General features: G+C 74.8%; 12 protein-coding genes. 1 reads left to right on the forward strand and 11 read right to left on the reverse strand.

From position 1 onward, the window contains the following. Positions 1–5: 5 nt before the first annotated feature. The 4 genes from gatA to ligA all read right to left on the reverse strand — a co-directional run bounded on the left by gatA (position 6) and on the right by ligA (position 7,056). Positions 6–1,481 carry an Asp-tRNA(Asn)/Glu-tRNA(Gln) amidotransferase subunit GatA gene (gene gatA, locus RMN56_RS05075; protein WP_313722669.1) on the reverse strand — a complete coding sequence of 492 codons (1,476 nt, stop codon included), beginning with the start codon at positions 1,479–1,481 and terminating at the stop codon, positions 6–8. Further along, positions 1,478–1,783 (reverse strand): Asp-tRNA(Asn)/Glu-tRNA(Gln) amidotransferase subunit GatC, encoded by a 306-nt coding sequence (gene gatC / locus RMN56_RS05080; RefSeq protein WP_091268917.1) that lies wholly within the window; start codon positions 1,781–1,783, stop codon positions 1,478–1,480. Before gatC ends, gatA begins: the two co-directional genes overlap by 4 nt. A gap of 219 nt (positions 1,784–2,002) precedes the next feature. After that, entirely contained in the window at positions 2,003–4,771 is a 2,769-nt protein-coding gene (locus RMN56_RS05085) for an EAL domain-containing protein (RefSeq protein ID WP_313722670.1), read from the reverse strand. Between the two features lie 149 nt (positions 4,772–4,920). Continuing rightward, on the reverse strand, positions 4,921–7,056 hold the full coding sequence (gene ligA, locus RMN56_RS05090) for an NAD-dependent DNA ligase LigA (RefSeq protein WP_313722671.1): 2,136 nt from the start codon (positions 7,054–7,056) through the stop codon (positions 4,921–4,923). Positions 7,057–7,324: 268 nt separating this feature from the next. Here ligA and RMN56_RS05095 point away from each other — a divergent pair, with 268 nt between their 5' ends. Further along, positions 7,325–7,849 carry a type II toxin-antitoxin system PemK/MazF family toxin gene (locus tag RMN56_RS05095; protein WP_313722672.1) on the forward strand — a complete coding sequence of 175 codons (525 nt, stop codon included), beginning with the start codon at positions 7,325–7,327 and terminating at the stop codon, positions 7,847–7,849. Between the two features lie 79 nt (positions 7,850–7,928). On the opposite strand, the gene RMN56_RS05100 is transcribed toward RMN56_RS05095, so the two are convergent. From RMN56_RS05100 to RMN56_RS05130, 7 genes are all read right to left on the reverse strand, one after another. Further along, positions 7,929–8,942, reverse strand: a complete 1,014-nt coding sequence (locus tag RMN56_RS05100; protein WP_313722673.1) for an ADP-ribosylglycohydrolase family protein — start codon at positions 8,940–8,942, stop codon at positions 7,929–7,931. A gap of 74 nt (positions 8,943–9,016) precedes the next feature. Continuing rightward, a complete protein-coding gene (locus RMN56_RS05105) occupies positions 9,017–9,385 on the reverse strand; it encodes a VOC family protein (RefSeq protein WP_313722674.1) in 369 nt (122 codons plus the stop codon). A gap of 36 nt (positions 9,386–9,421) precedes the next feature. Next, complete coding sequence (locus RMN56_RS05110; RefSeq protein WP_313722675.1) at positions 9,422–10,426, reverse strand: methionine synthase; 1,005 nt, start codon at positions 10,424–10,426, stop codon at positions 9,422–9,424. Positions 10,427–10,583: 157 nt separating this feature from the next. Continuing rightward, positions 10,584–11,657, reverse strand: a complete 1,074-nt coding sequence (mnmA, locus tag RMN56_RS05115) for a tRNA 2-thiouridine(34) synthase MnmA (protein WP_313722676.1) — start codon at positions 11,655–11,657, stop codon at positions 10,584–10,586. A 37-nt stretch (positions 11,658–11,694) separates the two neighbouring features. Then, entirely contained in the window at positions 11,695–12,870 is a 1,176-nt protein-coding gene (locus tag RMN56_RS05120) for a cysteine desulfurase family protein (protein ID WP_313722677.1), read from the reverse strand. 475 nt (positions 12,871–13,345) lie between these two features. Next, positions 13,346–14,305, reverse strand: a complete 960-nt coding sequence (locus RMN56_RS05125) for an electron transfer flavoprotein subunit alpha/FixB family protein (protein ID WP_313722678.1) — start codon at positions 14,303–14,305, stop codon at positions 13,346–13,348. Positions 14,306–14,317: 12 nt separating this feature from the next. Continuing rightward, entirely contained in the window at positions 14,318–15,097 is a 780-nt protein-coding gene (locus tag RMN56_RS05130; protein WP_313722679.1) for an electron transfer flavoprotein subunit beta/FixA family protein, read from the reverse strand. Positions 15,098–15,117 lie beyond the last annotated feature (20 nt).

Genomic DNA, 15,117 nt, shown 5'->3' on the forward strand with positions numbered 1-15,117 from the left:
CTGCCTCACAGTGCCGGTGGGGTGAACGTGCCGACCGTGGACTCCAGCGCGGCGGCGACCCGGTACATCCGGTCGTCGGCCATCGTCGGAGCCATGATCTGGAAACCGACCGGGAGGCCCTCGGACAGGCCGCACGGCACCGAGATGGCCGGTCCGCCGTACAGGTTGGTCGGGATGGTGAACAGGTCGGCCAGGTACATCTGGTAGGGGTCGGCGGTGCGCGCCCCGATCGGGAAGGCCACGAACGGGGTGGTCGGCGAGATGAGCGCGTCCACCCCCTCGAAGGCGGCCGTGAAGTCCCGGGTGATCAGCGTCCGGACCTTCTGCGCCTGCCCGTAGTAGGCGTCGTAGTAGCCCGACGAGAGCGCGTAGGTGCCGAGCATGATGCGCCGCTTGACCTCGGGGCCGAAGCCCGCCTCCCGGGTCAGCGACATGACCTCTTCGAGGGACCGGTTGCCGTCGTCGCCGACCCGCAGGCCGAACCGGACGCCGTCGAACCGGGCCAGGTTGGAGGAGCACTCGCTCGGCGCGATCAGGTAGTAGGCCGGCAGCGCGTACTTGAAGTGCGGGCACGAGACGTCGACGATCTCGGCGCCCAGCTTCGCCAGGGCCTCCACCGCCTCGCGGAACGCGGCCATCACGCCCGGCTCGGCGCCCTCGCCGGTGAACTCGGTGACCACACCGAGCTTCACCCCGGTCAGGTCGCCGGACGCGCCGAGCTTCGCCGCGCCGACCACGTCCGGCACCGGGGCCGGGATCGACGTGGAGTCGCGCGGGTCGTGACCGCCGATCACCTGGTGCAGCAGCGCGGCGTCCAGCACGTTGCGCGCGCACGGGCCGGGGGTGTCCAGCGAGGAGGAGAACGCCACCAGGCCGTAGCGGGAGGTGCCGCCGTAGGTGGGCTTCGCCCCGACGGTGCCGGTGACCGCGCCGGGCTGGCGGATCGAGCCGCCGGTGTCCGAGCCGATCGACAGCGGCGCCTCGTACGCGGCCAGCGCCGCGGCGCTGCCACCACCGGAGCCGCCCGGGATCCGCGCCAGGTCCCACGGGTTGCGGGTCGGGCCGTACGCCGAGTATTCGGTGGAGGAGCCCATGGCGAACTCGTCCATGTTGGTCTTGCCGAGCATCACCGTGCCGGCGGCGCGCAGCCGCTCGACGATCGTCGAGTCGTACGGCGGGCGCCAGCCCTCCAGGATCTTCGAGCCGACCGTGGTCGGCACGCCCTTCGTGGTGAGCACGTCCTTCACGGCGACCGGCACGCCGGCCAGCGGCCCCAGTTCCTCGCCGGCGGCCCGGCGCTCGTCCACGCTGCGGGCGGCGGCCAGCGCGCCCTCGGTGTCGACGTGCAGGAAGGCGTGGACCTGCTCGTCGACGGCGGTGATCCGGTCCAGGTGGGCCTGCGTGACCTCCACGGCGGAGGTCTCGCCCGTCGCCACCAGACCGGCGATCTCGGCGGCGGTGAGCCGGGTCAGGTCAGTCATGAAGCCACATCCTCGTCCAGGATCCGCGGGACGCGGAACCGCTGCTCCTCGGCGTCGGGCGCACCCGACAGCGCCTCCTGCGGGGTCAGGCACGGCGTCACCACGTCCTCGCGGAGGACGTTGGTCAGCGGCACCGAGTGGGACGTCGGCGGGATGTCCGCCGCGGCGACCTCGCCGACCTGGGCGACCGACTGGAGGATCACGTCCAGCTGGCCGGCGAAGGTGTCCAACTCCTCCTCGGTGACGGCGAGCCGCGACAGTCGCGCGAGATGCGCGACCTCCTCGCGGGAGATGGCGGCCATCGGGTGCCCCCTTCGTGGCTGTCCTGCTGCGTCTGCGGTGTGCCGGCCGCGCGCTCGCCGGGGACGATGACACGCGGTGACCGGAGCGAGTCTATTGCCCTCCGGTCGGGTCGACGCCTCCGACTCCCGGTGCCCGCCCCGCCGGCACGCCGGCCGGTGTGCCGTTCAGCGGGCCGGGCCCGCCGGCCGGTGTGCCGGTCAGCCGCCCGGGCCCGCCGGTCAGCCGGCCGGGCGACGTGGTCCCTCGCCCTCCGCCGCCACGGCCGGGTGGACCGGCCGGTACCGGGACAGCCAGGTGACCAGCTCCCCGGCCGGCATGGGCCGGGCGTAGAACCAGCCCTGCGCCACGTCGCAGCCGGCCGCGTGCAGCAGCCGCCAGGTGCGCTCGTCCTCGACGCCCTCGGCCACCACCCGCAGCCCGAGCGCCCCGGCCAGCTCGATCATCGATCGGACGATCGCCGCGTCGTCGGCGTCGTCGGCCATCCCGAGCACGAACGACCGGTCGACCTTCACCTCGGACAGCGGGAGCCGGCGCAGGTGCTGCAGCGACGAGTAGCCGGTGCCGAAGTCGTCCAGCGCGATGCCGACCCCGATCCGGTGCAGCTGGGTGATGCTGGCCAGCACCCGCCGCGGGTCGGCCATCAGCGCGCCCTCGGTGATCTCGACCTGCAACCGGTCCGGCGGCACGCCGTACCGGGCCAGCCGGTCGGCGATCTGGTCGGCGATCTCGCCGGTGTGCAGGTCCCGGACGCTGACGTTGAGCGCGGCGCGCAGCGTGACGCCGGCGGCGGACCACTTGGCGACCTGCTCCACCACGTCGTCCACCACCCGGCGGGTGAGCAGCCGCATCACCGCGCTCTGCTCCGCGACCTGGATCAGCTCCCCGGGGTCGACCATGCCCCGGCGCGGGTGCCGCCAGCGCAGCAGCGCCTCGACGCCGACCACCTCGCCGGTCGCGATGGCGATCTGCGGCTGGTAGTACATGGTGATCTCGCCCGGGTCCCCGGCCGGGTCGTCGAGCCCGGCCGAACCGGCGCCGACGCGCTGCTCGGCCCCCCGGATCGCGGCTACGCCGGCCGGAAGATCGGAAGCGCCGCGCTCCGGACGCCCGGCGGACACCGTTCCGGTCCGGCTACCGAGCACCGCGCCGGGCTGCCCGTCGGGCACCGCCCCGGACTGGTCGTCGGCCACCGCGCCGGGCCGGGCGTCCGCCACCGCAGCGGGCAGGTCGTCGGTTACCGCCCCGGGCAGGTCGTCGGCCACCGTCCCGGGCCGGGCGTCGGGCACCGCCCCGGCGGCGCCGCCGTGGGCCGGGCTCAGCCGGTCGCCGTCGTCGGGCGACGGGATCTCCGGCGGCGTCTCCGGCGTGGTCGCGCGGGTGGCCCGGCGGCGGATCGGGTCGGCGCCCGTGACGATCCGGTTGATCAGCTCGTCGTCGTGCCGCACCTCCACCCGCTCGCGGCGCCGCAGCCGCCACCGCGCCGGCGGCTCCAGGTCCCGGCGCGGCGTCAGGCGCGCCCCGCCGGAGGAGCCGGCTCGCGCCCCTCCGGCCCGGCCACCGTTGCGTGGCAGGCCGTCGCCACGGGCCGACCGAGCCGCCGGGGTGGACAGGCCGGGCGCGGGGGCGAGCGCCGCGCCGTCGCCGCCGCGGACGCCGGTCGGCTCCTCGGCCCGGGCCGGCGGCCCGGACTCCAGCACCCGGCGCAGGTCGGCGAGGAGGCTCAACCGCTCGGCGGAGTTGTGGTCGGACTCGGGCGCGTAGACGGCCACGGTGTCGTTGCGGTGCTTCGCGTCGTACATGGCCACGTCGGCGTGGCGCATCAGGGTGGCGAAGTCCTCGCCGTGCTCGGGGAACAGGGCGATGCCGATGGACCCGCCCACGTCCAGCGGCAGGCCGTCCAGCGGCACCGGCTCGGCGAGCGCGGCCACCACCCGGTCGGCTCGCTCGCGGGCCTGGTCGGTGCCGGTGAGCCCGGGTACGACGATGGCGAACTCGTCGCCGCCGAGCCGCGCCACCAGCTCCTCCCCGTCGACCACCTCGATGAGGCGGGCGCTCACCTCGACCAGCAGCCGGTCACCCACCGCGTGCCCGAGCGCGTCGTTGACGTGCTTGAACCGGTCGAGATCCAGCAGCAGCAGGGCCAGGTGGGCGTCCGGCTCGCCGCGGGCGGCCCGCTCGGCGTGCAGGTGCACCTGCTCGGCCACCTCGGTGAGCAGGGCCTTGCGGTTGGGCAGCCCGGTGAGCGGGTCGAGGTCGGCGAGCTGCTCCCGCTCGGCGGAGAGCCGGGCCATCCGGTAGACCGCGAACAGCGGCACCAGCACCAACGGGATCAGCGCGGCGCTGGCCCGGGCGGCGGCCACCAGCACCGGGGCGAGCAGCAGCAGCGAGCCGGTGGAGAGCAGCTCGTAGGCGAGGCCCTGCCGGACGCTGGGCCACCAGCGGTCGCCGAACCGCAGCCGGATCGCGCAGCTGACCAGGCCGTAGTTGACGACGAACCAGGTCGCCGTGGCGCCACCCACCGCCGCCACGTCGGTCCAGTGCAGCCGGCCGTCGCCGAAGAGCTCGCCCGGGCCGAGCCGGCTGACCGCGTACGCGGCGGCCAGCGCGCAGGCGTACTGGGCCCCGTTGAAGGCGGTGCGCCAGCCGGCGTAGCCGAGCCGCCAGCCGGAGACGGCCACCGCCACGGCCTGCACGGCGACGGCCGGGCCGAGCCCCCAGCCGAGGAGGATGGCGAACGTGAAGCAGGTCGACGGGAAGACCGCCGAGGTCTGCCGTCGACCGGGCGGCACGAACGGGCGGGCGTCGCAGGCGACGGCCAGCGCCGCCATGGTCCAGAAGGCGGCCGGCAGGTGGGGCAGGTCGTCGGGGAGCGCGGCCAGCGGCACGGCCGAGACGAGCAGGGCCAGGACACCGACCACGGTGACGAAGCCGAAGAACGGCCCGGTCCGCCCGGGCGGGACGGAGTTTCGCGGGTCGCCGGTCTCCATCGCACCTCCCGGGGTCGGCCCCGGCGCGCACGGTCACGCGCCGTACGCCAATGAAACGCCCTCGGTGCCGATTTCCCCGACACGACAGTCACGAATCGGTCGTAGTCGTAATTAAGTTGGAATGCGCGGCAGGGCCGCCGGTAGGCGGATCACCCCTCGACGCGGGCCACCTCGCGGGCCGCGTCCGGGCCGGACTCCAGCAGCACCCGGAAGCCCTCCTCGTCGAGGATCGGCAGCTTGAGGTCGGCGGCCTTGTCGGCCTTGGAGCCGGGGTTGTCGCCCACCACCACGAAGCCGGTCTTCTTCGAGACCGAGCCGGTGACCTTGCCGCCCCGGCTCTGGATCGCCTCGGACGCCTGGTCACGGCTGAACCCGGCCAGCGTGCCGGTGACCACCACGGTCACCCCTTCGAGCGGGCGCGGGCCCTCCTCGCCGGCCTCCTCGGCCATCCGCACGCCGGACTCGGCCCACTTGCGCACCACCTCGCGGTGCCAGTCGACGGCGAACCACTCCTTGATGCTGGCCGCGATGGTCGGGCCGACGCCGTCCACCGAGGACAGCTCCTCCTCGCTGGCCGCGTCGATCGCCTCGACCGAGCGGAAGTGCCGGGCGAGCGCCTGCGCCGCGGTCGGGCCGACGTGCCGGATGGAGAGCGCGACCAGCACCCGCCAGAGCTCCCGCTCCTTGGCCACGGCCAGGTTGTCGAGCAGCTTGGTCGCGTTGCTGCCCAGCGTGCCGTCCTTGTTGACGAAGAACGGCGAGCGGGAGAGCTGCTCGGCGTCGAGCGCGAACAGGTCACCCTCGTCCTGGATGATCCCGGCGTCGAGCAGCGCGGCGGCGCCCTTGTAGCCGAGTACCTCGATGTCGAACGCGCCCCGACCGGCCAGGTGGAAGACCCGCTCCCGGAGCTGCGCCGGGCAGCTGCGCGAGTTGGGGCACCGGATGTCGACGTCGCCCTCCTTGGCCGGCGCGAGCGGGGTGCCGCAGGCCGGGCAGGCGGTGGGCATGACGAACGGGCGGGCGTCGGCCGGGCGCAGGTCGACCACCGGGCCGAGCACCTCGGGGATGACGTCGCCGGCCTTGCGCAGCACCACCGTGTCGCCGATGAGCACGCCCTTGCGCTCGACCTCGCGGGCGTTGTGCAGGGTGGCCAGGGCGACCGTGGAGCCGGCCACCCGGACCGGTTCGAGGACGGCGAACGGGGTGACCCGGCCGGTGCGCCCGACGTTGACGTCGATGTCGAGCAGCTTGGTGGTGACCTCCTCCGGCGGGTACTTGAAGGCGATGGCCCAGCGCGGCGCGCGGCTGGTCGAGCCGAGCCGCCCCTGGATGGAGACGGGGTCGACCTTGACCACCACGCCGTCGATCTCGTGCTCGACGTCGTGCCGGTGCTCGGCGTAGTAGGCGATGTATTCCGCCACCCCGGCCAGGTCGGGCACCACCCGCCAGCGGTCGCTGGTCGGCAGCCCCCACGCTCTGAGCGCCGCGTAGGACTCGGACTGCGCGGCCGGCTGGAAGCCCCGGCGGGCGCCGATGCCGTGCACCACCAGGCGCAGCGGCCGGGAGGCGGTGATCCGTGGGTCCTTCTGGCGCAGGCTGCCGGCGGCCGCGTTGCGCGGGTTGGCGAACGGCGCCTTGCCCTGCTCGACCAGGCCGGCGTTGAGGTCGGCGAAGGCGGCCACCGGGAAGTAGATCTCGCCGCGCACCTCGAGGAACTCCGGCACGTCGGGGAAGTCGTCGGAGGGCGTCAGCCGGGCCGGCACGTCCCGGATGCTGCGCACGTTGGCGGTGACGTCCTCACCCGTGCGCCCGTCACCCCGGGTCGCGGCCCGGACCAGCCGCCCCTTCTCGTAGGTCAGGTTGATGGCCAGGCCGTCGACCTTCAGCTCGCACAGGTAGGGCACCGGGCCGCCGGCGTCCCGCTCGACCCGCTCGGCCCAGGCCGCCAGCTCCTCGTCGGCGAAGGCGTTGTCGAGCGAGAGCATCCGCTCGGCGTGGGTGACCGGGGTGAAGTCGGTGGAGAAGGTGCCGCCGACGCGCTGGGTCGGCGAGTCGGGGGTGCGCAGCGCCGGGTACTGCTCCTCGAGCGCCTCCAGCTCCCGCAGCTGCTTGTCGAACTCGGCGTCGGAGATGGTCGGCGCGTCCAGCACGTAGTAGCGGTACTGGTGCTCGGTGAGCTCCTGGCTCAGCGTGGCGTGCCGCTCCCGCGCCTCCGGGGTCGGCTCGGCGCCGGCCGCCGCCTCCTGCGCGGGGCTGACCGCCTGGGGAATCGCTTCTTCGGACACCCTGCCGCCTTCGGACACCGCTGTCGACCTCCCGTGATCGTGCTACCTCCGCACGGTATCGGGCGGGGCTGACAACCGCCGCCGGCAGACCGGTGCGTTCTCCGCCGATCATGAGGTTGCCGGCACCGAACCGGACATCCCACCCCGCCAACCTCATGATCGCCGGACGCGGCCGGGCGCGGGGCGACTGGGGGGTGGTGGGTGGTCGGCGTGCGACGATCGCCGGGCGGCGGTGGTGGGCCGGCACGGGCGAGAGGCGGGGGTACGCATGCGCGACGGGTTGCTCTGGGCCGCGGCGATCGTGGCGTGTGTCGCGGCCGGCTGGCTGTGGGGCGAGTGGCGTGGCCGGGTCGCGAGGCGGTCCGGTGGCGAGCGGGCGCGCAAGCGTGCGGGCGTGCCGCCCCGGGACACCGGGCCGCGTGGGCGTACCGGTGCGCCGCCCCGACCCCGGAACGCCGGGCGGGGACCGGCGAGTGCGCCCCGGCCCGGGGAGATCTGGTGGGCCGACGTGCCCTACGCCGACGGGACCGGCTCGAAGGTGCGCCCCTGCCTGGTGCTGCGGCTCGACGGCCGGGACGCCGACGTCCTGAAGATCACCAGCCAGGACAAGTCGGGCCGGGACGACCACCTGCCGATCCCCACCCGGAGCTGGGACCCGAACGCCGACCACGACAGCTTCCTGGACATCAGCGAGCCGATCCCGGTGCCCCTCACCGCCTTCGCGGACCGGGCCGGCGCCTGCGACCCCGACCTCTGGCAGGGCATCCGCCGCCTCCCCCACCTGACGGCCTGACCACCGCCCGCACCGCGCGACCTGGGCGGTCAAGGCACGCCAGTGTGATCAACAGGAATGGGGCGGTGGGGCGCCCGGCTCAGTCGAGCGGCGCGGCGAGCGCGCTCAGCTGGTCGGCGTACTCGATTCGCATGGACCAGTCGGCGGGCCAGGCCGACATGCCGTGCGCGGCGCCCACGAAGGCGCCGGCCAGGGCCGCGATGGAGTCCGAGTCACCGGCCGTGGTGGCGCCGCGGGCCAGCGCGCCGACCGGGTCGTCGGGGTGGCGCAGCGCGCAGAGCAGCGCGGTGGCCAGCGCCTCCTCGGCGATCCAGCCCTCGCCGGTGAGCCGGCACGGGTCGCCGCCGTCGTCGGGGCGGGCCAGCGCCGCGTCGAGCCGGCCGAGCACCCGCAGGCAGTCGTCCCAGCCCCGGGCCATGAACTCCGCCGGCGTCGGGTCGCCCGAGCGCTGCCACAGGTCGCCGAGCCAGTCGCCCCGGTAGACCGTGCGCTGGGCGTGCGCCCGGTCGGTGAGCAACCCGGGCAGCTCGGGCAGCGCGGCGCCGTCGCGCAGCAGCCGGACCGCGTACGCGGTCAGCTCGCTGGCCGCCAGGCCGGTCGGGTGGCCGTGGGTCAGGCCGGCCTGGAGCTGGGCCAGCCCGGCCAGGGTGTCGAGGTCGGCGTCGAGCAGCCCGACGGGGGTGACCCGCATGTTCGCTCCGCAGCCCTTCGAATCGGCGACCGTCGCGTCCTGCCAGCGGGTCCCCCGGTCCAGCTCGGCGCAGGCGCGCAGGCAGGTCATGCCGGGCGCGCGGTTGTTGTCGGGGCTGACCGCCCAGTCGAGGAACCGCCGGCGCAGCAACGGCTCCACCGCCTCGGGCGTGAAGGCCGGTGCGTCGTGCAGTGCCCACGCCACCGCGAGCGCCATCTGGGTGTCGTCGGTGACCAGCGCCGGGTCACCGGTCAGCTCCCGCGGGCCGGTCGGGCCGTAGCGGCGGACGATCTCGGTGACGGTGAGGAACTCGGTGGGCTTGCCCAGGGCGTCGCCGTAGGCGAGGCCGAAGAGCGAGCCGGACGCGCGGCGCGGGGCGGATTCGATCACGGTGGCGATCATGCCCCGCCCGCGCAAGCCGGGCGCGGCACGCCCATGCGCGCCGGGTGCGGCCCGGCCGCGCAGGCCCGGCGTGGTCAGTCCCAGCAGAGGCAGAACGGGTGGCCGGCCGGGTCGGCGTAGACCCGGAAGCCCTCCCCCTCGCCGGGCAGCCGGCGGGCGCCGAGGGCCAGCGCCGCCTTCTCGGCCATCTCGATGTCGTCGACGGTGACGTCGAGGTGGAACTGCTGCGGCCGCTCGGGGTCGGGCCAGGCCGGGGCACGCAGGTTGAGCGCCTTCTGGAAGGCGACGCGCGGCTGGTGACCCGGTGGGCCGCCGAGCACCACCCACTCGTCGCCGTCGGAGTTGTCCTCGATCAGCGGAAGGCCGAGCAGCTCCGCGTAGAAGCCGGCCAGCGCGCGCGGATCAGGGCAGTCGATCACCACGGAACGCAGCTGTCCAATCATGCCGGTCATCCTGCCCCCGCCGTACGACAGGAAACCTCACTCCTCGGCGAGCCGGCGGCCGGCGTCCCGGCAGGCGGCGAGGACCTCCCGCGCGTACGCCGGGGTGGCCCCGGCCAGGCCGCACGCGGGGGTGACCACCACCTGCTCGGCGAGCCGGCGACGGGGGAAGCCGAGCTGGTCCCAGACCCGGCGTACCCGGTCGGCGACCTGGGCGGACGTCGGCGCGCGACCGGCCGGCGGCGGCAGCGCGGGCGCGGCGCCGGCCAGCAGGCCGAACCCGGCGTCGATGGCCTCGCCGAGCGGGTCCAGGTCGGTGACCAGGGCCAGGTCGAGGGCGACGCCGACGGCGCCGGCGGTGCGGATCAGCTCCAGCGGCACGTCCGGCGCGCAGCAGTGCACCACGGTGGGCACGCCGGCCGCCTCGATCACGCCGCGCAGCAACGCGCGGGCCACCTCGGCCTCGACCGGCCGGTAGGCGCCCAGGCCGCTCTCGGTGGGCACCCGGCCGGCCAGCACCGCGGGCAGCGACGGCTCGTCGAGCTGGAGCAGCACCGAGGCGTGGGGCAGCCGCCGGGCCAGCGCCGCCACGTGCCCGCGCAGCCCCTCGGCGAGCGAGCCGGCGAGGTCCCGGACCGCGCCGGGGTCGCGCAGCAGCCGGCCGCCGATCGGCAGCTCCAGCGAGGCGGCCAGGGTGAACGGACCGGCGGCCTGGACCTTGACCGGGCCGGCGTACTGCTCGGCCTGCTCGGCGAGCTGGTCGAGGTCGCGTTCCATCAGGTCGCGGGCGCGGCGCAGGTCCTTGCCGGGACGGGGGGCGATCCGCCAGCGCCCCGCGTACAGCTCGACCGGCAGCTCGACGAGGAGCCCGCCGGTGCGGCCGATCAGGTCGGCGCCGGGGCCGCGGGCGGGCAGCTCCGGCAGGTGCGGCAGGTCGGGCAGCTCACCGAGCACGATGCGCTGCGCCTCGGCGATATCGGTGCCGGGCAGCGACCCGATGCCGGTCGCCGCCCCGCCGGGCCAGGGCCACCTCTGGTCAGTCACCGCCGCAGCCTATCCACCACCCCGCCCGCCGCATCGAGCGAACCCGGCGACAGTCCTGCGGGGCGGCGGTGGGCCCCGCCGGCCTGAGTCGTTCACGTCATCACGTTCGTAGCGTCCGACAGGTTCTCCGGCTTCTCGCCCGGAGCGGAGCGACGGATCAGCCGGTGATGGTGGCGGAGCCGAGCACCACGTCTCCGGCCGGGTCCGGCCGGTAGGCCACGATCGCCTGCCCGGCGGCGACCCCGCGTACCGGGCGGCGCAGCTCGGCGCGCAGGCCGTCGGCCGTCAGCTCGACCGTGGCCGGCACCACGTCGCCGTGGGCCCGCAGCTGCACCTCGCACTCCACCGGTCCGGTGGGCCGCTCGCCGCCGGTCCAGAGCGGGCGGGCGGCGCGGACCTCGGCGACCTCCAGCGCCTCGGCCGGGCCCACGGTGACCGTGTTGGTCTTCGGGGTGATGGAGAGCACGTAGCGCGGGCGGCCGTCCGGCGCGGGCCGGTCCAGGTGCAGGCCGCGCCGCTGCCCGACGGTGTACTGGTAGGCGCCCGTGTGGCTGCCGACGACCGCGCCGGTGAGCGCGTCCACCACCTCGCCGGGGGCCTCGCCGAGCCGCTGGGACAGGAAACCCCGGGTGTCGCCGTCGGCGATGAAGCAGATGTCGTGCGAGTCGGGCTTGTCGGCCACGGCGAGACCGCGCCGGGCGGCCTCCGCGCGCACCTCCGCCTTGGTCGAGTCGCCGAGCGGAAAGATCGACCGGTCGAGCTGCGCCCGGGTCAGCACGGCAAGGACGTACGACTGGTCCTTGGCCGCGTCGACGCTGCGGCGCAGCAGGCCGTCGGGGCCGAGGCGGGCGTGGTGGCCGGTGACCACCGCGTCGAAGCCCAGGGCCACGGCCCGGTCCAGCACCGCCGCGAACTTGATCTTCTCGTTGCAGCGCAGGCACGGGTTCGGGGTACGGCCGGCCGCGTACTCGGCCACGAAGTCGTCCACCACGTCCTCGTGGAACCGGTCGGCCATGTCCCAGACGTAGAACGGGATGCCCAGCACGTCGGCGGCGCGGCGGGCGTCCCGGGAGTCCTCCAGGGTGCAGCAGCCCCGGGCGCCGGTGCGGTACGTCTGCGGGTTGCGGGCCAGCGCCAGGTGCACACCGGTCACGTCGTGCCCGGCCTCCACCGCGCGCGCCGCCGCCACGGCGGAGTCCACCCCGCCCGACATCGCCGCCAGAACCCTCACCAGCTCACTCCCCTCGTCATCACCGAGGGTATCCGGCTCAGCGGGGGGTGCGGAGGGCGGCCGCGCGGCGGGCCCGCTCCACGGCGCCCGGCAGCGCGGCGATCAGCGCGTCGACCTCCGCCCTGGTGCTGGTGTGGCCGAGGGTGAAGCGCAGCGACGAACGGGCGCGGTCGTCGTCGGCGCCCATCGCCAGCAGCACGTGCGAGGGCTGGGCCACCCCGGCCGAGCAGGCCGAGCCGGTCGAGCAGGCGATGCCCTGGGCGTCCAGGAGCAGCAGCAGCGCGTCCCCCTCGCAGCCCGGGAACGAGAAGTGCGCGTTGCCGGGGAGCCGGTCGCCCGGGTCGCCGTTGAAGATCACCTCGGGGACCGCCTGCCGGACCCGCTCGACCAGGTCGTCGCGGAGCGCGGCGACGCGGGCCGCGTACTCCTGCTGGCCCTTCACGGCGGCCTCCACGGCGACCGCGAAGGCGACGATGCCGGCGGTGTCGAGGGTGCCGGAGCGGACGTCGCGCTCCTGGCCGCCGCCGTGCAGCAGCGGGGTGGCGGCCACGTCGCGGGCCAGCAGCAGCGCGCCGACCCCGGTCGGGCCGCCGAGCTTGTGGCCGGTGACGGTGAGGGCGGCGGCGCCGCTGGCGGCGAAGTCGACCGGCACCTGGCCGACCGCCTGGATCGCGTCGGTGTGGAACGGCACCCCGTGCTCGGCGGCGACCGCGGCCAGCTCGGCCACCGGCTGCACGGTGCCCACCTCGTTGTTGGCCCACATCGCGGTGACCAGGGCCACCCGGTCGCTGTGCGCGGCCAGTTCGGCGCGGAGCCGCTCCGGGTCGAGCCGGCCCGCGGCGTCGACCGGCAGCCAGCCGACCTCGGCGCCCTCGTGCCCGGCCAGCCAGTCCACCGCGTCCAGCACGGCGTGGTGCTCGACGGCGCTGGAGACCACCCGCACCCGCTCGGCCCGGGCGGCGCGGCGGGCCCAGAAGATGCCCTTCACGGCCAGGTTGTCGCTCTCCGTGCCACCGCCGGTGAAGATCACCTCGGACGGGCGGGCGCCGAGCACGGCGGCCACCCGCTCCCGGGACTCCTCCACCCGCCGCCGGGCACGCCGGCCCGCCGCGTGCAGCGACGACGCGTTGCCCACCTCGCGGGCCGTGGCGACGTACGCCTCGAGTGCCTCGTCGAGCATCGGGGTCGTCGCCGCGTGATCCAGGTATGCCATCACCGCTCAGCCTAACGGCCCACCGGCGTGCCGCCCGATGCCGGACCGCCCGTCCGGTGCGGGCCTGGGGGCGGGCGGTCCGGACGCTCCGGCCGGCACGCCCCCTGACGACCCGGTCAGCCCGGCGGGCGAGGGGCGGGGGAAGCCACATCGGACGCACCGGCGCGGCCTCCGTCCGCGACCGGTTGCACCCCGCGCCCGACGAATCTCGGGGAGGTTCCGGGGTACTCGAGGATCTGAGGGATCCCCGGACGCTGCGCTGGTCTTCCTTGGGTACCCTGAGCAAGACGTCGAACAGTTCGACAAACAAGCCCGCCCACTCCGGCGACAGTTTGCTGAGGGGCACCCTGACGGGCTGATCGGCGGGCCGGCTCAGCTCCCCGGCCCGCCGATCAGCTCCCTTCCACGGAAGGGCCCGCGACACACAGCGAGCCGCCGCCCGGATCACCGGACGGCGGCTCGCGTCGTGACGGGGTCACTTGCGCTTGCGGATCTCCTCGGCGGCCTGCGGGACGACCTTGAACAGGTCGCCGACCACGCCGAAGTCGGCCAGCTCGAAGATCGGCGCCTCGGCGTCCTTGTTCACCGCGACGATGGTCTTGGAGGTCTGCATGCCGGCCCGGTGCTGGATCGCGCCGGAGATGCCCAGCGCGACGTAGAGCTGCGGGGAGACGGTCTTGCCGGTCTGGCCCACCTGGAACTGGTGCGGGTAGAAGCCGGAGTCGACCGCCGCGCGGGACGCGCCGACCGCGCCGCCGAGCAGGTCGGCCAGCTCCTCGACCAGCTTGAAGTTGTCGGCGTTGCCGACGCCGCGACCACCGGAGACGACGACCGACGCCTCGGTGAGCTCCGGGCGGGAGCCCTTCTGCTCGGCGACCCGCTCGACGACCTTGGCCAGCTTGTCGGCGTCGGCGACCGACACGGTGAGCTGCTCGACGGCCGGGGTGGCCGCGGCCGGGGCCGGGTTGAGCGAGTTGGGCCGGACGGTGACCAGCGGCAGGCCCTTGGTGACCTTGGACTTGACGATGGTGGAGCCGGCGAAGGCGACCTGCGTGGCGGTGCCGTCGGCGGTGAGGGCCACCACGTCGGTCAGGATGCCGTTGTCCAGCTTGACGGCCAGGCGGGCGGCGATCTCCTTGCCCTCCTGGGAGGAGGCGAGCAGCACGGCGGCCGGCTGCACCCGCCGGACCAGCTCGGCCAGCACGGTGGCCTTCGGGGCCACCAGGTAGCCGTCGATCTCCTCACCCTCGGCGGCGTAGATCTTCTCCGCGCCGTACTCGCCCAGCTTGGCGCTCAGCGCCTCGGCGGCGCCGGCGCCACCGAGCACGACCGCGCTCGGGGTGCCCAGCTCGCGGGCGAGGGTGAGCATCTCCAGGGTGACCTTCTTGACGCCGAATTCCTTGGTGGCTTCGACGACGACGAGAACCTCAGACATGTCCCAGACCTCTCACACGAACTTCTCGGTGGCGAGGAACTCGACCAGCTTCACGCCGCCCTCGCCCTCGTCGGTGATCTTCTCGCCGCCGGAGCGCGGCGGGCGCTTGGTGTGCTCGAGCACGGCGCTGGTGGCGCCGTCGAAGCCCACCTCGGCGGGAGCGACGCCCAGGTCACCGAGGGAGAGCGTCTGCACCGGCTTCTTCTTGGCGGCCATGATGCCCTTGAAGGAGGGGTAGCGCGGCTCGTTGATGGTGTCCCAGACGGAGACGACGGCGGGCGTCGAGGCGGTGACCACCTCGTAGCCCTCCTCGGTCTGCCGCTCGACGGTCAGCGTGGCGCCGTCGACGGTGAGCTTGCGCGCGCCGGTCAGCGCGGCCACGCCCAGCCGCTCGGCGATCATGTGCGGCATGACCTGGACCCGGCCGTCGGTCGACTCGGCGCCACAGATGACCAGGTCGGCGTTGAGCTGCCCCAGGGCGGCGGCGAGCACCTTCGAGGTGGTCACGGCGCAGGACCCGTGCAGGGCGTCGTCCACCACGTGCACGGCCTTGTCCGGGCCCATGGAGAGCGCCTTGCGGATCGACTCGGTCGCCCGGTCCGGACCCATGGTCAGGACGGTCACCTCGCCGCCGTGCGCCTCCTTGATCTTCAACGCCTCCTCGATGGCGTACTCGTCCATCTCGTTGATGACGTTGTTCGCCGAACCGCGGTCGACGGTGTTGTCGTCAGGACGCAGGTTGCGGTCCGCGCCCGAATCGGGCACCTGCTTGACGAGTACGACGATGTTCATCGCGCTTCGACGACCCTCCT

Source organism: Micromonospora halotolerans, assembly GCF_032108445.1.
GTDB lineage: Bacteria > Actinomycetota > Actinomycetes > Mycobacteriales > Micromonosporaceae > Micromonospora > Micromonospora halotolerans.